The organism is Actinomadura chibensis NBRC 106107, from assembly GCF_001552135.1.
In the GTDB taxonomy this organism is placed as follows: domain Bacteria; phylum Actinomycetota; class Actinomycetes; order Streptosporangiales; family Streptosporangiaceae; genus Spirillospora; species Spirillospora chibensis.
Window position 1 is genome coordinate 310,919 of sequence record NZ_BCQP01000004.1, and the last position, 18,142, is coordinate 329,060.

The following is an 18,142-nucleotide window of genomic DNA, read 5'->3' on the forward strand; positions in this document are numbered from 1 at the left end:
GGGCGGCGTCCGGTAGACCCGTGTCCATGAGGCTGCGGATCGGGATCGACACGGGCGGGACGTTCACCGACGTCGTGGCGCTGGACGCCGACGGCGCGCTCGTCACCACGAAGACCCCGTCGACGCCCGCCGACCCGGCCGCCGGGTTCGCGGCCGGTGTGACGAAGATCCTGGCCCTTCTCGGCGCCGGGCCGGGCGACGTCGCGGCCCTCTGCCACGGCACGACGGTCGCGACGAACCGGCTGCTTGAGGACCGCGTCGACGACCTCGGGTTCGTCACGACGGAGGGGTTCGGGGCGATGCTGGAGATCGCGCGGCAGAGCGTCCCGGACGGGTACGGCAACAGCTACTTCTGGGTGAAGCCGCCGCGGATCGTCCCGGCGCACCGGGTGCGGGAGGTCGGCGGGCGGCTCGACCACACCGGCGCCGAGCTGCGCCCGTTCGACGAGGACTCGGCGGTCGCGGCGGCGCGCTTCTTCCGGGACGCGGGGATCCGCGCGATCGGGGTCTGCTTCCTGCACTCCTACGCCGACCCGTCGCACGAGCTGGCGATGCGGGACGTCCTCGCCCGCGAGCACCCGGACGCCGCCGTGTCGCTGTCGTGCGAGGTGCTGCGCGAGTACCGCGAGTACGAGCGGTCGGTGACGACGCTGGTGGACGCCGCCGTCAAGCCCGCGATGACCGGCTACCTCGCGCGGATCGCGGAGCGCGCGGCGGCGCGGCCGCTCGTGATGAAGAGCAACGGGGGCGTGCTGTCGGCGGAGGAGGTCGCGCGGCAGCCGATCACGACGGTGCTGTCCGGCCCGGCGGCGGGCGCGCTCGGCGCCGCCCACGTCGCCGCGCGCGGCGGGCGCGGCTCGGTCGTGACGCTGGACGGCGGCGGGACGTCCACCGACGTCGCGGTCGTCCTGGACGGCGAGCCGACCCTCACCACCGAGGGGTCGATCGGCCGCCACCCCGTCAAGATCCCGATGATCGACATCGTGACGGTCGGGGCGGGCGGCGGGTCGGTCGCGTGGCGGTCGCCGGACGGCGCGCTGAAGGTCGGCCCGCGCAGCGCGGGCGCCGACCCCGGCCCGCTCTGCTACGGGCGCGGCGGCACGGAGGCGACGGTGACCGACGCGCACGCCGTCCTCGGCCGCGTCCCGCCGCACCTGCTCGGCGGCGAGGTCCCGCTCGACGTCGCCGCCGCCCGCGCCGGGCTCGCCGCCCTCGCCGACGACCTCGGCTTCACCGTCGAGCGCGCCGCCGCCGGGATCCTGGAGATCTCCGCGTGGAACCAGGCCAACGCGATCCGGCGGATCACGGTGAAGCGGGGCCTGGACGTCCGCGACTACCCGCTCGTCGCGTTCGGCGGGTCCGGGCCGCTGCTGGCGTGCCGCCTGCTCGACGTGCTCGGGCTGCCGGTCGCGCTCGTCCCGGAGAACCCCGGGAACCTGTCGGCGTTCGGGCTGCTCACCGTGGACGTGAAGAACGACTACGTGCGGACGCGCGTCGTCCGCGACGCCGAACTGGACCCGGCCCTGCCCGCCGCGATCTACGCGGAGCTGGAGGCGGAGGCGGCCGAGGCGCTCGCCCGCGAGGGCTTCCCGCCGGACCGGCGGCGCTTCGCCCGCTCCGCCGACCTGCGCTACTACGGCCAGGCGTTCGAGGTGCGGGTCGCGGCCCCGGCGGGCCCGCCGGACGGGGCGTTCCGCGCCGAGGTCGTCCGCCGGTTCCACGACGCGCACGAGGCCCTCTACGGCTACTGCCACCGCGACGACCCGCGCCATCCCGTCGAGTGGGTCAACCTGCGCGTCTCCGGGATCGGCCCGATCGACCGGCCGCGCCTCGCCGAGCGCCCGCCGGGCGACGGCGACCCGTCCCGCGCGCTGACCGGGGCGCGCCGCGTCTACTTCGACGACTGGACGGACACGCCCGTCTACCGCCGCGAGAAGCTCGCCCCCGGCGACGCCGTGACCGGCCCGGCCGTCATCGAGGAGTTCGGCTCGACGCTGCCGCTCCACCCCGGCTTCACCGCCGAACTCGACGGCCACGGCAACCTGGTGGTGACGCGGTGATCGACCCGATCCTGCTGGAGATCGTCGAGGGGACGCTGGCGTCCGTGGAGCGCGAGGTCGAGACGGCCATCGCGCGGACGGCCCGGTCCCCGATGATCCGGGACGCGCACGACTTCCGCGCCGGGATCCACGACCGGCGGCTCCGCAAGCTGACCGGACGGTCCTACTCCGCGCTCGTCCAGCCGATCGCCCGCGACTTCCCGCTGGAGGAGATGCGCCCCGGCGACGTGTTCTTCCACAACGACGTGTACCTGTCGGAGGGCGGCATCGGGCACCTGCCCGACCTGTGCGTCACCGTCCCGGTGTTCCACGGCGGGGAGGTCGTCGCGTTCGTGCAGGCGTTCGGGCACCACGACGACATCGGCGGCGCCGTCCCGGGGTCGATGCCGAGCCACGCCCGCAGCGCGTTCGAGGAGGGCCTGATGGTCCCGCCGATCAAGCTGTGGGACGCGGGCGTGCCGAACCGCGCCGCGCTGACGATCATGACGCGCAACTCGCGGATGCCCGACTCGCTCGCCGGGGACCTGGACGCCGAGTGCTCCGCCTGCCTGATGGGCGCCCGCCGCCTCGGCGAGCTGTTCGCCCGCTACGGCCGCGCCGACGTGGAGGCGTGCTTCGACGCGATCATCGACCGGACGACCGCGACGTTCCGCCGCGAGCTGCTCGCCAAGATCCCGGACGGCGTGTTCGTCTGGGAGGACTACGCCGAGCACGACGGCGTCGACCCGCCCCGCCTGCACGCGCAGCGGATCACGCTGACCGTCGACAAGGCGGCGGACGTCCCGCTCGTCATCGACTTCAGCGGCACGTCCCCGCAGGCCAAGGGCCCTATCAACCACGCGGGCGACTACGCGGACGGGGTGTTCCTGAAGAAGTGGCTGGCGCCCGTCCTGCGCAACCTCGCCGACACGCCCGAGCGGGCCGCCGAGCTGGACGTGAACGAGGGCGTCGTGCCGCTCATCGAGATGCGGTTCCCGGCGAAGGGCACGCTGCTCACGCCGGTCTTCCCGGCGCCGACGAACGCGCGGACGTTCGTGATCCTGCGGCTGCTCGGCGTCCTCGCGGGCGTCCTCGCCAAGGCCACCGGCGGGCGGATGCCCGCCGACCAGGAGACGATCCGCTACACCGGCGTCTACGGCGAGGACGACCGCGGCCCCTACCTGATGCGCGAGGTGCTCGGCGGCGGCTCCGGCGGGCGCTACTACGCCGACGGCGAGGACACGATCCACGTCGTCCCCGACTCCCGCAACATCCCCGCCGAGTTCGCCGAGGCGCGCTGGCCGTTCGTCGTGGAGCGCCTCGGCCTCGCCGTCGACTCGGGCGGGCCGGGGGAGTTCCGGGGCGGGCTCGGCTACGACAAGCACATCCGGATGCTCCGCGACGCGCACTACATGTCGATCGCCGACCGGTCGATCCTGTCGTGCTGGGGCGTCAACGGCGGCCGGGCCGGGCGGCCGTTCCGCGTCGACATCGACGGCGAGGAGATGGACGGCCTGGTCGACGACCAGCCCGTCCGCGCCGGTCAGGTGATCCGGATCCGGACGACCGGGGGAGGCGGCTGGGGCGACCCCCTGAACCGCGACCCGGCGCGGGTGGCGGACGACGTCCGCGACGGGAAGGTGTCGGCCGCGGGCGCCCGCGACGACTACGGCGTCGTCCTGGCGCCCGACGGGCGCGTGGACGGCGACGCGACGGCGGCCCTCCGCGCCCGGCTGCGGGCCGAGCGCGGCCCCGCCCCCTTCTTCGACCGGGGCCCCGGCTACCCGAGGCTGTCCGGCGGGGCCGCGTCGGCCGACGTCGACGTCATCGCGCCCGTCGATGTCATCGCGCCCGCCGATGGATCGTGACGAGGGCGTCCCTGCCGTACCGCGTCGACTCGGTGAGCGTCCACGCGCTCCTGTCGGGCGTCTCCGTCCAGAGCGTGCGGCCGTGGCCGAGGATCACGGGGAACCACATGAGGTGGATCTCGTCGACCAGGTCGAGCGCGAGCAGCCCTTGGACGAGCCGGATGCTGCCCGCCACGGAGATCTCGCCGTCCACGTCCCGCTTGAGGCGGGCGACCTCCTCGGCCAGGTCGCCGGAGAGCACCGACGTGTTGTTCCACTCGGGGTCCTTGAGCGTGCGGGAGACGACGTACTTCGGCATCCCGTTGTACTTGTCGGCGAGTTCGCCCTCGTACTGCGGCCACGCGGCGGCGAACCCCTCGTAGGTGACGCGGCCCAGCAGCAGCGCGGCCGACCCGAGCGCCTCGTCGGTCTTGAACTGCTCGCCCTCCGGGCCCCGGTCGAAGTCGAAGCTCCAGTTCGGGTACTTGAAGTCCTCGCCGCCGGGGGACTGGACGACGCCGTCCAGCGAGATGAACTCGGTCACGACGACGCGCCCCATGTCAGGCCCCCTTCGCGAAGGCGGCCAGCACGGGCGCGAGGGCCGACGCGGTGGTGCCGTGGTTCTCGCCCGGGATCGCCTTCAGCGTCGCGGTCGGCAGGTGGTCGGCCACCGCCTTCGCCCCGGCGGCGAGGGCGGGCCAGGTGTCCTCGCCGTGGAGCACGAGGACGGGCACGCCGACCTTGTCCCAGCGGTCGGCGCGCAGCGGCCTGCCGGACATGGCGTCCCCGACGTTGCGCCCGTCGTAGGCGATCGTCGGGGCGACCGCCTCCAGCGCGGGCCAGAAGTCGGAGCCGCGCATCCCCTGGACGGCCTCCTCGGGCATCATCGCGGCGGCGGTCATGAACAGCGCCACCGCGTCGCCGGGACGTCCCTCGGCCACGGCCGCGTCGAGCCGCTCGACGTAGTCGGCCGGGAGCGGCGGGCGGGCGTCGTCCACGACGGCGGGCGGCTCGAACAGCGCGAGCCGCCCGACCGGGACCCCGGCCTGCGCCGCGTTGAGCGCGAGGAACCCGCCGGACGACCAGCCGAACACCGTCGCGGGGCGGCCGCCGCCCGCGCCCTCGATGATCGCGGCGAGGTCCTCGAACTCGCGCTCGACGGCGTAGGGCGCGGTGTCGCCGCTCCCGCCGCGCCCCCGCCGGTCGTAGTTGATCACGCGGAAGTCGCCCGCCAGCAGCTCGGCGGTCCGCGCGTTCTCCGGGGTCGTGGCGCGGTGGGCGGTCGCGCCGTCGACGATGACGATTGGGTCGCCGTCGCCCCACGCCGTGTAGGCGATGGTCGTGCCGTCGGCGGAGGCGACGGTGCCCTCGGTGGAGGTGGCAGTGCCCTCGGACATCGGGTCGTCCCTTTCTGATGTGGGGTTTCGCCGCGTGGTCGGCGCGGCGTGCCCCACCCTAGAAACGCTCGTCGTCCTGGAGCTTGTACAGAAGCGACATCGGCTCTTCGGCGTTCGCGCCGCGCTGGAGGGACGTCGCCGTCCGCCCGATGAACCGCTTCAGCGACCTCGCCATGTGCGGCTGGTCGTAGTAGCCGAGCCGGTGCACCACGTCCAGGGCCGGGACGCCCTCCGCCAGCAGCACGGCGGCGTGCCGCGCCCGGTCGATCTGCCGGATCGCGCCCTGGGTCAGGCCGGTCGCGGTGACGACGCGCCGCTGCACCGACCGGGACCCGACCCTGGCGACGCCTCCCCACACGACCTCGTCCACGAGCGGGTCGCGGGTCAGCGCGCCCGCGCGCACGAGGCGTCCGACGAAGTCCTCGGCCGTGTCGAAGGTCGGGACCTCCCACTCCTCGCCGAGCATCGCGAAGCGGCGCGCGTCGGCGTGCGGGCTCTCCACCATGCCGTCGACCAGCCGCGCGAGGGGCAGGTGCGGCATCGACGCGCCGTGCGCGAACGTGATCCCGAACGACTCGGACTCGCCGCCGAGCGGGGCGGTCGACGCGGTCGTCTCCGGCCCCCGGACGGCGGCGTGCGCGGCGCCGTCGGCGGTCCAGAAGACGAACTCCCAGTTCGACGTCGCGACCGAGGTCAGGCTGCCGGTGCCGGTGGCGCGGCCGCGCCAGACCCGCGCGACGTACGGCGAGTCGGACGCGCGGTGCTCGCTCTCGATCGGCATTTCGGTACCTCCCCCCGGTGCCCGGTCTCCCGATGCTATCCAGCAGGCCGGACGCCCCTCAGGGGCTCGAGCCGGGGGTGTCCCGCAGGGGCGTCGTGCGGAAGCGGTCCGGGCCGAGGCGCGCGCCGTCCACGTGGAGGTCCGCGCGGGCGCGGGTGCCGTCCGCGGCGAAGAACGCGGTCTCGCGGGCGGACCAGCGGTCCCAGGCGTCCGCGTACTCCGGGCCGTCGCGGTCGGCGGCGCGGGCCCGGCGCAGGCCGAGCGGCGCGTCGATCCAGATCCGGAACGCGGCGGGCGACCCCGCCCACGCGGCCCCGACGCCCTCGACGAGCAGGACCGGCGCGGCCGGGACCTCCTCCGCCGGGCCGTAGGCGTCGCGGCGCCAGTCGTAGCGGCGCAGCGCGCCGGGCCGGCCCGCCCGGACCGGGTCCAGGACGGCGCGCCGCAGCGGCTCCCACCAGGTCAGCGGGTCGGCGTCCCACGGGACGCGGAAGTCGTCCGACCGCACCACCGGCGCGCCGACCAGGACCCCGGCGAGCCGGTCGGCGAACGTCGACTTGCCCGCGCCGCTCGGGCCGTCCACCGCGACCAGGCGGGACGGGCCGCAGGACGGCGGCAGCGCGAGCAGCCGCGCGGCGAGCGCGGGGAAGGTCGTCGCGGGGCGCTTCGGCGCGGCGTCCGGCACGGACGGCATACTTCCAGGTGCCGCACCCCCGAAGGAGGACGCCCTTGCCCGGACCGCTCGACGGCGTCGTGGTCGTCGACCTCAGCCGCGTCGTCGCGGGACCGCAGGCCACGATGACGCTCGCCGACCTCGGCGCCCGGGTGATCAAGGTCGAGCACCCGGACGGCGGCGACGAGACGCGCGGCTGGGGCCCGCCGTTCGCGGGCGACGCGCGGGTCAGCACCTACTACCTGTCGGTCAACCGGAACAAGGAGTCGATCGCCCTCGACCTGAAGTCCGACGGCGGGCGCGACGTGCTCGCCCGGCTCGTCCGGCACGCGGACGTGCTGGTGGAGAACTTCCGGCCGGGCGTCCTCGACCGGCTCGGCTTCCCGGTGGAGCGGCTGCACGGGCTCAACCCGCGGCTCGTCGTGCTGTCCATCACCGGGTTCGGGCACGACGGCCCGGACGGCGGGCGCCCCGGCTACGACGCGATCATGCAGGGCGAGGCGGGCGTCATGAGCGTGACCGGGCCGCCCGGCACGCCGAGCAAGGTCGGGCTGTCGATCGCCGACGTGCTCGCGGCGGGCAACGGCGTCGCCGGGGTCCTCGCCGCGCTCTACGAGCGGACCCGGACCGGGCGCGGCGCGGTCGTGCGCACCTCGCTGCTGGCGTCGGTCGTCGGCGCCCACATGTTCCAGGGGACGCGCTGGACGGTCGCGCGCGAGGTCCCCGAGTCGGCGGGCAACGACCACCCGTCGCTCGCCCCGTACGGGACGTTCCGCTGCGCGGACGGCCAACTCCAGATCGGGGTCGCCAACCAAGGGCTGTGGCGCAAATTCGCGCCGCTCGTCGGCCTCGACCCCGGCGACCCGCGCTACGCGACCGTCCCGGACCGGACGGCCAGGCGCGCCGAGCTGACCGCCGACATCGAGCGCGCCCTCGCCGGCGGCGACCGCGACGCCTGGCTCGCGCGGTTCGCCGAGGCGGGCGTCCCGGCCGGGGCGATCCGGACGATCGACGAGGTGTACGAGTCGCCGCAGACGCGCTCGCAGGGCCTCGTCGTCGAGGTCGACCATCCGCAACTCGGCAGCATCGAGCTGCCGGGACCGCCGCTGCGGTTCGACGGCGCGCCGCCGCGCCGGCACACCGCGCCGCCGCTGCTCGGCGAGCACACCGACGCCGTCCTGGCCTGGCTGCGCGAACGGGAGCTGGACGGACAAGACCCGCACGAACGGGAGAGGGGCGAATGATGGACCTGCTCGGCACCCCCGGGGGCGCGGCCGGCGGCCCGGTGCGCGTCGCCGGCCGCGAGCTGCCGCGCGACGAGCTGTTCGACCGGGCGGCGGCCGTCGCCGCCGAGATCCGCGGCGCGGACGCCGTCGCCGTGCACGCCGCGGCGTCGCTGGAGACGGTCGTCGCGGTCGTCGGCGGGGTGCTCGCGGGCGTGCCCGTCGTGCCCGTCCCGCCGGACTCCGGGCCCGCCGAGCGCGCCCACATCCTCGGCGACTCCGGCGCGAGCCTGCTGCTCGCCGCCTCCGGCGCCGAGCGGGCCGAGGGCGAACCGCCGCTGGTCCCGGTCGACGGGCTGCCGCGCGGCGGCGGCGCGGCGGCGGCCGGCGTCCCCGCCGACGCGACCGCGCTGATCCTCTACACGAGCGGGACGACCGGCGCCCCGAAGGGCGTGCTGATCTCGCGGAGCGCGATCGCCGCCGGGCTGGACGGGCTCGCGGGCGCCTGGGCGTGGACGCCCGACGACGTCCTCGTCCACGGGCTGCCGCTGTTCCACGTGCACGGGCTCGTCCTCGGCGTGCTCGGGGCGCTGCGCGTCGGGTCGCGGCTCGTCCACACCGGGCGGCCGCGGCCCGAGCTGTACGCGGCGGCGGCCGAGCGCGACGGCGGCAGCCTGTTCTTCGGCGTCCCGACGGTCTGGTCGCGGACGGCGGCGGACCCGTCCGCCGCGCGCGCCCTGCGCGGCGCCCGGCTGCTCGTCTCGGGCAGCGCGCCGCTCCCGGTCCCCGTGTTCGAGCGGCTCGCGGAGCTGACCGGGCACCGCCCGGTCGAGCGCTACGGGATGACCGAGACCCTCATCACGGTCAGCGCGCGCGCTGACGGCGACCGGCGTCCCGGATACGTCGGCACGCCGCTGCCCGGCGTGGAGACCCGGCTCGCCGCCGAGGACGGCTCCCCGGTCCCGCACGACGGCGAGACGCCCGGCGAGCTGCACGTCCGCGCGCCGCTGCTGTTCAAGGGGTACCTGAACCGGCCGGAGGCGACCGAGGAGTCGTTCACCGCCGACGGCTGGTTCCGCACCGGCGACATCGCCGCCGTCGGCCCGGACGGCTGGCACCGCATCGTCGGCCGCGCGTCCACCGACCTGATCAAGAGCGGCGGCTACCGCATCGGCGCGGGCGAGATCGAGAACGCGCTGCTGGCGCATCCGGGCGTGCGGGAGGCGGCCGTCGTCGGCACCCCGCACGACGACCTCGGCGAGCAGGTCACCGCGTACGTGGTGGCGGACGGCGTCGCGGCGGGCGAGCTGACCGACTTCGTCGCCGGACGGCTGTCGGTCCACAAGCGCCCGCGCGTGGTCCACCTGGTCGAGGCGCTGCCGCGCAACGCGATGGGCAAGGTCGTGAAGACCCGCCTGACCGAGATCACGCCCTAGGGGAGGAGCTCCGCCAGCACCGGGCGGACCAGGTCGCGGGCGTCCGACTCCGGCGGGGGCGGGCCGTCGGCGCCCACCGAGTAGTAGCGCAGGAACCCCTGCTGGAAGCACGCGCCCATGAGCAGGGCCGCCACCGCCCGCGTGTCCGCGGCGGCGGCGACGCGCCCGAGGCCGCGCTCGGCGTCCAGGTAGCGGACCAGCGCGGCGACCGGCTCGTGCGGGCCCGCGTCGTACCTGCGCAGCGCCTCCCGCGACGCCGCCATCAGCCGGGGCTGCGCCGCCATCGACGCCATCATCGGGAAGCTCTGCTGGTAGAAGTACACGCCGCCGAGCACGACCGCCACGAGGTTCGCCTCCACGGTGCCCTCGCCCGGGACGCCCTTGGACACGAACGCGGGCATCCGCTCGCGCAGGACGCGCAGCATCAGCTCCTCCTTGTCGCGGAAGTGCTTGTAGAGCAGGGCTTCGGAGTAGCCCGCGGCCTTCGCGATCTCCTTGGTGGTGGCGCGGGCGACGCCGTGCCGCCGCATGATGTCGGCCGCCGCGTCGAGGATCCGCTCCCGCGCGCTCAATGGACCGCCCCCTTGACAGGTGAGTGAACGCTTACCACCCTAGAGGTTAGTAAGTATTCACTCACCCCCTTCCGGAAGGGAAGGCACCGATGAAGTTGACGATCTTCGGCGCGAGCGGGCGGACCGGCGTGCACGCCGTCCGGCGGGCGCTGGCCGCCGGGCACGAGGTGACCGCCGTCGTCCGCGACACGGCCGCGCTGCCCGCCGACCTGTGGGACGGCGCGAGCCGCGGCCCCGCCGCCGTCCAGGCCGACGTCATGGACCCGGCCGCGATCGAGGGGGCGGTCAAGGGCCGCGACGCCGTCATCACCGCGATCGGCTCCCGCGAGGGCCGCCGCCCGACCACCGTGTGCGCGGACAGCACCCGCGCCATCCTCGCCGCCATGCGCGCCACCGGCGCGGAGCGGTTCCTGCTGACGAGCGCCGCCGGGCTGCACGCCGGGCCGGGCGACGACCCGCTCACCCGGTACGTCGCGAAGCCGCTCGTCCTGCAGCGGATCCTCAGGCACGCGTTCGCCGACATGCGCGCCGCCGAGGACGCCGTCCGCGCCTCCGGGCTGGCCTGGACGATCGTCCGCCCGCCGCGGCTCACCGACGGGGCGGGGAAGGGCCGCTACCGCAGCGCCGTCGACCGCAACGTCCGCGGCGGCCTGTCCATCGCGCGGGCCGACCTCGCCGTCGCGCTGATCGACCTCGCCGCCGACCCGGACTCCGCCGGGCACGTCGTCAGCGTCGCGGGCTGAGCCGCCCGGACCATGGGGACGGGCCGCATGACACCTGTCACGCCGATCCGCTGACAGCCGCCCCTACCGGACTCCCGCGCGGCTCGCGAGGATGGGGGGCATGAGAGGTGCCAGGACATGACGGTCGCGACGACGGCCGACCTCGAAGAGCGCGCCGCCCGGCGGCTGGAGCGCTACCGGCGGGTGACGTACCGGTCGTTCCTGCTCGCCGCGCTCGGGTTCGTCGCGCCGAGCCTGGTCGGGCTGGAGTTCGCCTACCGGGACGGGAACCTCGCCGCGCCGCTCGTCCCGGTCGGGCTCGCCGGGCTCGGGCTGCTCGGCTGGTGCTACGCGCGGCTCGTCCGGGCGGGCCTCGGCGGCGGCGCGTCCCGGCGCGACCTCGTCCTCAGCGGCGCCGTCGCGGCCGCGATGAGCCTGCTGCTCCTCGCGCACCCGCTGTTCAGCGTCGTCCCGGTGTTCTGGCTGTCGGCGGTGGTGCTGTCCCCGATGAGCCGGCGGCGGATCGCCGTCCTGTGCGTCGCCACCGGGACGGTCTGCGGCGCGGTCGCCGCCGTCGCCTCCGGCCGCCTCTACCCGGACGGGAACGCCCCCTGGTACGCGATCCTGCCGCTCACGACCGTCGTGTACACCGGGGTCTGCGGGATCGTGGCGTTCGTCAACCGGTACCAGCGCCGCATGTGGGACCTGCACCAGGAGACCCACGACGCCCGCGACGCCCTCGCCCGCCTCGCCGTCACCGAGGAGCGGCTCCGGTTCTCCCGCGACCTGCACGACCTCCTCGGCCACAGCCTGTCGCTGATCGCGGTGAAGAGCGAGCTGGCGATGCGGCTCGCGGCCGCCGACCCGGAGCGGGCGGGCGCGGAGATGGCCGACGTGCGGCGCGCCGCCCGGGAGGCGCTCCGGGAGGTGCGGGCCGCCGTCCACGGGTACCGCGCCGTCGAGCTGGACGCCGAGCTGGCGGGCGTCCGCGCCGTGCTGGACGCCGCCGGGATCCGCTGCGCGGTCGAGGGCCTCGGCGGGGCTGGGGACGCGGACGGCCCCGCCGCCGAGCTGCCGTCCGAGGTCCGCGCGGCGCTGGCCTGGGTGGTCCGGGAGGGCGCCACCAACGTGATCAAGCACAGCGAGGCGCGGCGGTGCGCCGTGCGGCTCACCTCGTGCGGCGGGTCCGTGGCGCTGGAGATGCGCAACGACGGCGTCCGCGCCGGGGACGGCCCGCCGGGCTCGGGCCTCACCGGGCTGGCCGAGCGGCTCGCCGTGCTCGGCGGCGAGGTCAGCGCGGGCCCGGACGGCCGCGACGGGTTCCTCCTGCGCGCCGTCGTCCCGCTCCCCGGACCGGACGGCGGCGCCGTCCCCGCGGAGCGCGCGCCCGAGGCCGCCGCCGGGAGGCCCGCGTGATCCGCGTCCTGCTGGCCGACGACGAGCACCTCATCCGGGGCGCCGTCGCCGCCCTGCTCGGCCTCGAACCCGACCTGGAGGTCGTCGCCGAGGTCGGACGCGGGGACGAGGTCGCCGCCGCCGTCGCCGCCCGCGACCCGGACGTCGCCGTCCTCGACATCGAGATGCCGGGCGCGGACGGCCTCGCCGTCGCCGAGGGCCTCGCCGCGTCCGGGGCGCGCTGCGCGGTCTGCATCCTGACCAGCTTCGGCCGTCCCGGCTACCTGCGCCGCGCGATGGCCGCCGGGGTCCGCGGCTTCGTCGCGAAGGACGCCCCGACGCAGGAGCTCGCCGCCGCGATCCGCAAGGTCCACGGCGGCGGCCGCTACCTGGACGCCGACCTCGCCGCGGGCGCGATGGCCGCAGGCGACAACCCGCTCTCCGAGCGCGAGCGCGAGATCCTGCGGCTCACCGGGACGGGCACCGAGACGGCCCGCATCGCCGCCCTGCTGCACCTGTCGGAGGGGACCGTCCGCAACTACCTGTCCACCGCCATGGCCAAGCTCGGCGCGCCGACCCGCGTCGCCGCCGCCCGCGCCGCCCACGACATGGGCTGGATCTGACCCCGCCGCTACTCTGGTCGGCGTGGGTGAGCCTCTCGTAGCGCGCATGCAGGGATTCGGCGAGACGATCTTCGCGGAGATGTCCGCGCTGGCGGTCTCGACGGGATCGATCAATCTCGGCCAGGGATTCCCCGACTCCGAGGGCCCGGCGGCCATGCTCGACGCGGCGGTCGAGGCGATCCGGTCCGGCCTGAACCAGTACCCGCCCGGCCCCGGACTGCCGGAACTGCGGGAGGCGGTGGCGGCGCAGCGGCTCGACCGGTACGGGCTGTCCTACGACCCGGCCGCCGAGGTGTTCGTGACCGTCGGCGCGACCGAGGGGATCGCCGCCGCGGTGCTGGCGCTCGCCGGGCCCGGCGACGAGGTCGTCGTGTTCGAGCCCTACTACGACTCCTACGCCGCCGTGATCGCGCTCGCCGGGGCGCGGCGCCGGGCGGTCACGCTCCGCCCGGTGGACGGGCGCTTCACCTTCGACCCCGCCGAGCTGCGCGCCGCCGTCGGGCCGAGCACAAGGGCGATCCTGGTGAACTCGCCGCACAACCCGTCCGGGACGGTGTTCACCCGCGCCGAGCTGGAGGTCATCGCGGACGTCTGCCGCGAGCACGACCTCGTCGCGATCACCGACGAGGTGTACGAGTACCTGACGTTCGACGACGCCGAGCACGTCCCGCTCGCGACGCTCGACGGGATGCGCGAGCGGACGGTGGCGGTGTCGTCCGCGGGCAAGACGTTCTCCGCCACCGGCTGGAAGACGGGCTGGGTGACCGCGCCCGCGCCGTACGTGCGGGCCGTCCAGACGGTGAAGCAGTTCCTCACCTTCACGGCCAGCGCGCCCTACCAGCGGGCCGCCGCGTACGCGCTCGGCAACGAGGTCCCGTGGGTCGAGGAGCTGCGCAAGGGGCTGCAGGGCAAGCGCGACCGGCTGATCGCCGGGCTGGAGGCGGCCGGGTTCGTCACCTACCGGCCGCAGGGGACGTATTTCGTGCAGGCCGACATCCGGCCGCTGGGCTTCACCGACGGCATGGAGCTGGCCCGCGCGCTGCCGGCGAAGGCGGGCGTCGTCGCCGTCCCCACGCAGGTGTTCTACGACGACGCGGAGGCGGGGGCGCACTTCGTCCGCTTCGCGTTCTGCAAGAAGGACGAGGTGATCGACGAGGCCGTCGAGCGCCTCGCCCGGCTGCGCTGACCCGCACGCCGGTAGGGATGACGAGAGCGGTTGAGGAGCGTGCCGTGCCGGATCCGATCGAAGTCCGCAAGGTCCCCATCGAGAGCGTGACCGACGCGTCCGGGCTCGCCCGGCTGATCGACGACGGCGTCCTGGACGCCGACCGGGTCCTCGCCGTGGTCGGCAAGACCGAGGGCAACGGCGGCGTGAACGACTACACCCGGCTGCTGGCCGACCGCGCGTTCCGCGAGGTGCTGGTCGCGAAGGGGACCCGGACGCCCGAGGAGGTGGCGCGCGTCCCGCTGGTGTGGTCGGGCGGCACCGACGGCGTCCTCAGCCCGCACGCCACCGTGTTCGCCACCGTCGACCCGGCGTCCGCGCCGCGCTCGGACGAGCCGCGCCTGTCGGTCGGCGTCGCGATGAGCGAGGTGATCCGGCCCGAGGACATCGGCCGTCCCGCGATGGTGGAGACGGTCGCGGCGGGCGTCCGCGACGCGATGAAGGCCGCGGGCATCGACGACCCGGCGGACGTCCACTACGTGCAGACGAAGACGCCGCTGCTCACCCTCGACACCATCAACGACGCCAAGTCGCGCGGCCACGGCGTCGTCACCGAGGACACCCTCAAGTCCATGGACATCTCCAACTCCACGACCGCGCTCGGCATCGCCGTCGCGCTCGGGGAGATCGAGCCGCCGTCGGCGGAGCAGATCCACACGGACCTGTCGCTGTACTCGTCGGTCGCGTCGTGCTCGTCCGGCGTGGAACTCGACCGGGCGCAGATCGTGGTGGTCGGCAACGTGCGCGGCATCGGCGGCCGGTACCGCGCCGGGCACGGCGTGATGCGGGACGCGCTCGACGCCGACGGGATCTGGGACGCGGTCAGGTCGGCGGGCGTCGCCCTCCCGGACCGCCCGCACCCGTCCGACCTCGGCGACCGGCTCGTCAACGTGTTCATCAAGTGCGAGGCCGACCCGGGCGGCTCGGTCCGGGGCCGCCGCAACATCATGCTGGACGACTCCGACGTGCACTGGCACCGGCAGATCAAGGCGTGCGTCGGCGGCGTCGCGGCGTCCGTGACCGGCGACCCGGCCGTGTTCGTGTCGGTCGCGGCCGTGCACCAGGGGCCGTCCGGCGGCGGCACCGTCGCGGCGATCGCCGACCTCGGCTGACCCGCGCGCACGGATAGTATCCGAATAGTCGCCCACCGTGCTCGCCGGAGGATATAGCCTTCCTGGCGTGTCCGGACTGACGATTCCCGAACCGCAGTTCCCCGGCGACGACGGAAGCGCCGACCCGCGGCTGTGCGAGGCGCTCGCCGGGTACGCCGCCGGGCGCGTCGGCGCGCACACGGTGCTGCGGCGGCTGGGGAACGCGCGGCTGCTCGTGCCCGTCGTCGCCGTCCTCACCGAGTCCGAGGAGGCGCCGGGCGGGCTCCGGCGCGAGAAGTCGAGCGACATGGCGGTGCCGACCCTGACGGGCGACGACGGCCGGCGCGGCGTCCTCGGGTTCACCTGCGTGGAGACCATGCGGGCGTGGCGCGCGGACGCCCGGCCGGTCGCGGTCCGCGCCGGGGACGCCTGCCGCGCCGCCCTGGACGAGGGCGCCGACGCCCTGGTCGTGGACGTCGCGGGGCCCGTCCCGTTCGCCGTGGACGGGCTGCGGCTGCACCTGCTCGCCGAGGGCCGTCCCGTCCCGCCCCCGCACGAGGACCCGGACGTCCTCGCCGCCGTCGACGCCGCGTTCGGCTCCGACCAGGCGGTGAGCGGCGTCCGCGTCACCGAGGGCACCTCGACCGAGCTGGCCGTCCGGTTCGCGGTGGCGCCGGGGCACGACGAGCGCCGCACCGTGCAGCGGGTGTCCGACCGGCTCGCCGAGCTGCTGCGCGGCCACGTCGTCGGCGGCGTCGAACTCAGCGTCGTCCGGCGCGGCTGAGGCCCGCTCGCGGCCCGGCCTGCGGGAGGCCGGTCAGCGCCAGGTCAGCGCCAGGTCAGCGCCAGGTCGTCGGGAGGCCGTGCGCGGGGCCCTCGGCGAGGATCACCAGTCCGCCGTCCGGCCACAGCCGCAGGGTCAGGACGTGCGCCGCGTCGAGCCGGGACGCGTCCGGCCCCTCGAACGACAGGTGCGCGAACGGCGCGCCGGCGGTCGCCGCCGCCCCCGCGCGCTCCAGGCAGGCTTGCATGCGGGCGGACTCGTCCGCCGACAGGTACGCCTGCATCGTCGAGTGCCAGACGACCGTCGCCACGCCGTCGCGGGGCGCGACGCCGTGCAGGAACTCGGCGGCGCCCGCCCGCACGACCGTCGCCGGGACCCGCGCCGCCACCTCGAACGCCGCGCGCAGCCGCGCGACCCGCGCCGCCTGGTCGGGCCAGACGTAGGACAGGAGCCGCCGCCGCGCCTCCGGCGACGCCGGGTCCAGGGGGCTGAGGTCGCAGCCGAGCCGCTCGGCGATCGCGAGCCGCGCGTCGACCCGGGGGAGCCCGCGCCACGCGTCCGCCAGCACGACCGCCGACTCCGGCCCGTACGCGCCGCTCTCGTGCAGGAACCGGAAGTGGTCGGCGCGCAGGTTGAGGCCCGCGCTGGCGCCGATCTCCAGCAGCCTGATCGGCAGGCCGGTGGCGGCGGCGACCGCGAGGAGCCCGCCGACCAGCGGGGCGGCGCGTCCGACCTCGTTGGTCTGCGGCGGGTCGGCGAGCCCGGCCCGGACCTCCGCGGCGTGCTCGGCCAGCGCCGCGCGGAAGGCGGGCCAGGCCGACAGCGGATCCTTCGCGCCGCCCGCCGTCGGGTAGTGCGCGGCCAGCTCGGGCGCCCGCCCCTCCAGGACGAGGCGGTGCACCGTCCCGAGCATCCCGAGGACGAACCCGGAGCCCGTCCGGTCGCCGAGCACGTCCGCGACCGCCGTGCCCGGGTCGTCGGCCGCCCGGCCGAGCAGCTCCGCGTACATCGGCGAACCCAGCTCGGCGCACGCCTCCGCCTGCGCGAGCAGCGCCCTTCGCAGCGCCTCCGTCATCGCGCCACCTCCCCCTGCGAGGTTCTCAGATGGTGGACGCCGTCACGGGCGCCCGGTGGGACTCAATAGGATCGAGGGCATGCTGCGCTGGTTGACCGCTGGTGAGTCCCACGGCCCGGCCCTCACCGCGATCGTGGAGGGGCTCCCGGCCGGCGTGCGCGTGACCTCGGCGGACATCGCCGAGGAGCTGCGCCGCCGGCGGCTCGGGCACGGGCGGGGCGCCCGGATGAAGTTCGAGCGGGACGAGGTCACGATCGTCGGCGGCGTCCGCCACGGGACGACGCTCGGCGGCCCGGTCGCGATCGAGGTCGGCAACACCGAGTGGCCGAAGTGGGAGACGGTCATGGCGGCCGACCCCGTCGACGCCGCCGTCCTGGAGGCGCAGGCGCGCAACGCGCCGCTGTCGCAGCCGCGGCCCGGCCACGCCGACCTCGTCGGCATGCAGAAGTACGGGTTCGACGACGCGCGGCCGGTGCTGGAGCGGGCGAGCGCGCGGGAGACCGCCGCGCGGGTCGCGCTCGGCACGGTCGCGAAGGCGTTCCTCAAGCAGGCGCTCGGCGTGGACGTCCTCAGCCACGTGATCGCGCTCGGCGAGGTCGAGGCGCCCGCCGAGGCGCTGCCCGGGCCCGGCGACCTCGCGCTTGTGGACGAGAGCCCGGTGCGCTGCTTCGACGCCGAGGCGTCCGAGCGGATGGTCGCGCACGTCGACGAGATGAAGCGGGCGGGCGACACGCTCGGCGGCGTCGTGGAGGTCCTCGCCTACGGGCTGCCGCCCGGCCTCGGCAGCCACGTCCACTGGGACCGGCGGCTCGACGCCCGGCTCGCCGGGGCGCTGATGGGCATCCAGGCGATCAAGGGCGTGGAGCTCGGCGACGGGTTCACCACCGCGCGGCGCCCCGGGTCCCGCGCGCACGACGAGATCGACGCCACCCCGGACGGCGTCCGCCGCCGCACGAACCGCGCGGGCGGCGTCGAGGGCGGCATGACGACCGGCGAGCCGCTGCGCGTCCGCGCCGCGATGAAGCCGATCTCGACGGTGCCGCGGCGGCTCGACACCATCGACGTGAAGACCGGCGAGCCCGCGAAGGCGATCAACCAGCGCAGCGACGTCACCGCCGTGCCCGCCGCCGGGGTGGTCGCGGAGGCGATGGTCGCGCTCGTCCTCGCCGACGCGGCGCTGGAGAAGTTCGGCGGCGACTCCGCCGAGGAGACCGCCCGCAACCTGCGGGGATACCTGTCCTCGCTGACCATCAAGTGAG

17 protein-coding genes are annotated in these 18,142 nt (G+C 75.7%); 11 read left to right on the forward strand and 6 right to left on the reverse strand.

The genetic code is table 11. The annotated features are described in order from the left end of the window. The first annotated feature begins 26 nt into the window (after nt 1–26). Both ACH01S_RS03305 and ACH01S_RS03310 read left to right on the forward strand, forming a co-directional pair. On the forward strand, nt 27–2,060 hold the full coding sequence (locus ACH01S_RS03305; protein ID WP_067885129.1) for a hydantoinase/oxoprolinase family protein: 2,034 nt from the start codon (nt 27–29) through the stop codon (nt 2,058–2,060). Continuing rightward, nucleotides 2,057–3,907 carry a hydantoinase B/oxoprolinase family protein gene (locus ACH01S_RS03310; protein ID WP_067885131.1) on the forward strand — a complete coding sequence of 617 codons (1,851 nt, stop codon included), beginning with the start codon at nt 2,057–2,059 and terminating at the stop codon, nt 3,905–3,907. The genes ACH01S_RS03305 and ACH01S_RS03310 overlap by 4 nt, the downstream gene beginning before the upstream one ends. Here ACH01S_RS03310 and ACH01S_RS03315 read toward each other — a convergent pair. The 4 genes from ACH01S_RS03315 to ACH01S_RS03330 are packed head-to-tail and all read right to left on the reverse strand — an operon-like array spanning nt 3,882 to nt 6,758. Next, entirely contained in the window at nt 3,882–4,445 is a 564-nt protein-coding gene (locus tag ACH01S_RS03315; protein ID WP_067885132.1) for a dihydrofolate reductase family protein, read from the reverse strand. The genes ACH01S_RS03310 and ACH01S_RS03315 overlap by 26 nt on opposite strands. A gap of 1 nt (nt 4,446) precedes the next feature. Beyond that, nucleotides 4,447–5,283 carry an alpha/beta fold hydrolase gene (locus tag ACH01S_RS03320; protein ID WP_067885134.1) on the reverse strand — a complete coding sequence of 279 codons (837 nt, stop codon included), beginning with the start codon at nt 5,281–5,283 and terminating at the stop codon, nt 4,447–4,449. 58 nt (nt 5,284–5,341) lie between these two features. After that, a complete protein-coding gene (locus ACH01S_RS03325; protein WP_067885136.1) occupies nt 5,342–6,064 on the reverse strand; it encodes a helix-turn-helix domain-containing protein in 723 nt (240 codons plus the stop codon). Between the two features lie 58 nt (nt 6,065–6,122). Then, complete coding sequence (locus ACH01S_RS03330; protein ID WP_067885138.1) at nt 6,123–6,758, reverse strand: uridine kinase family protein; 636 nt, start codon at nt 6,756–6,758, stop codon at nt 6,123–6,125. A gap of 35 nt (nt 6,759–6,793) precedes the next feature. On the opposite strand from ACH01S_RS03330, the gene ACH01S_RS03335 reads away from it, so the two are divergent. Together ACH01S_RS03335 and ACH01S_RS03340 are read left to right on the forward strand one after the other, a co-directional pair. After that, the gene (locus ACH01S_RS03335) at nt 6,794–7,981 is read left to right on the forward strand and encodes a CaiB/BaiF CoA transferase family protein (RefSeq protein ID WP_067885140.1); all 1,188 of its coding nucleotides are present in this window, start codon (nt 6,794–6,796) and stop codon (nt 7,979–7,981) included. Continuing rightward, the gene (locus ACH01S_RS03340) at nt 7,978–9,396 is read left to right on the forward strand and encodes an acyl-CoA synthetase (RefSeq protein WP_148344436.1); all 1,419 of its coding nucleotides are present in this window, start codon (nt 7,978–7,980) and stop codon (nt 9,394–9,396) included. Before ACH01S_RS03335 ends, ACH01S_RS03340 begins: the two co-directional genes overlap by 4 nt. On the opposite strand, the gene ACH01S_RS03345 is transcribed toward ACH01S_RS03340, so the two are convergent. Next, nucleotides 9,393–9,968, reverse strand: coding sequence for a TetR/AcrR family transcriptional regulator (locus tag ACH01S_RS03345; protein ID WP_083980245.1), 576 nt, complete (start codon nt 9,966–9,968; stop codon nt 9,393–9,395). The two genes, ACH01S_RS03340 and ACH01S_RS03345, sit on opposite strands and share 4 nt — an antisense overlap. 89 nt (nt 9,969–10,057) lie before the next feature. Here ACH01S_RS03345 and ACH01S_RS03350 point away from each other — a divergent pair, with 89 nt between their 5' ends. From ACH01S_RS03350 to ACH01S_RS03375, 6 genes are all read left to right on the forward strand, one after another. Then, a complete protein-coding gene (locus ACH01S_RS03350; RefSeq protein ID WP_067885145.1) occupies nt 10,058–10,711 on the forward strand; it encodes an NAD(P)-dependent oxidoreductase in 654 nt (217 codons plus the stop codon). A 117-nt stretch (nt 10,712–10,828) separates the two neighbouring features. Next, nucleotides 10,829–12,106 (forward strand): sensor histidine kinase, encoded by a 1,278-nt coding sequence (locus ACH01S_RS03355; protein WP_067885147.1) that lies wholly within the window; start codon nt 10,829–10,831, stop codon nt 12,104–12,106. After that, nucleotides 12,103–12,708, forward strand: a complete 606-nt coding sequence (locus tag ACH01S_RS03360) for a response regulator transcription factor (RefSeq protein ID WP_067885149.1) — start codon at nt 12,103–12,105, stop codon at nt 12,706–12,708. Before ACH01S_RS03355 ends, ACH01S_RS03360 begins: the two co-directional genes overlap by 4 nt. A gap of 22 nt (nt 12,709–12,730) precedes the next feature. Then, on the forward strand, nt 12,731–13,894 hold the full coding sequence (locus tag ACH01S_RS03365; protein ID WP_083980247.1) for a pyridoxal phosphate-dependent aminotransferase: 1,164 nt from the start codon (nt 12,731–12,733) through the stop codon (nt 13,892–13,894). A 44-nt stretch (nt 13,895–13,938) separates the two neighbouring features. Then, entirely contained in the window at nt 13,939–15,045 is a 1,107-nt protein-coding gene (gene bar / locus ACH01S_RS03370; RefSeq protein WP_067885153.1) for a barbiturase, read from the forward strand. Nucleotides 15,046–15,112: 67 nt separating this feature from the next. Further along, nucleotides 15,113–15,808 carry an SseB family protein gene (locus ACH01S_RS03375; protein WP_067885155.1) on the forward strand — a complete coding sequence of 232 codons (696 nt, stop codon included), beginning with the start codon at nt 15,113–15,115 and terminating at the stop codon, nt 15,806–15,808. A gap of 55 nt (nt 15,809–15,863) precedes the next feature. Here ACH01S_RS03375 and ACH01S_RS03380 read toward each other — a convergent pair whose 3' ends face one another. Next, nucleotides 15,864–16,883 carry a DUF2332 domain-containing protein gene (locus ACH01S_RS03380; protein WP_067885157.1) on the reverse strand — a complete coding sequence of 340 codons (1,020 nt, stop codon included), beginning with the start codon at nt 16,881–16,883 and terminating at the stop codon, nt 15,864–15,866. Between the two features lie 79 nt (nt 16,884–16,962). Here ACH01S_RS03380 and aroC point away from each other — a divergent pair, with 79 nt between their 5' ends. Further along, entirely contained in the window at nt 16,963–18,141 is a 1,179-nt protein-coding gene (gene aroC / locus ACH01S_RS03385) for a chorismate synthase (protein WP_067885159.1), read from the forward strand. The last annotated feature ends 1 nt before the right edge of the window (nt 18,142 follow it).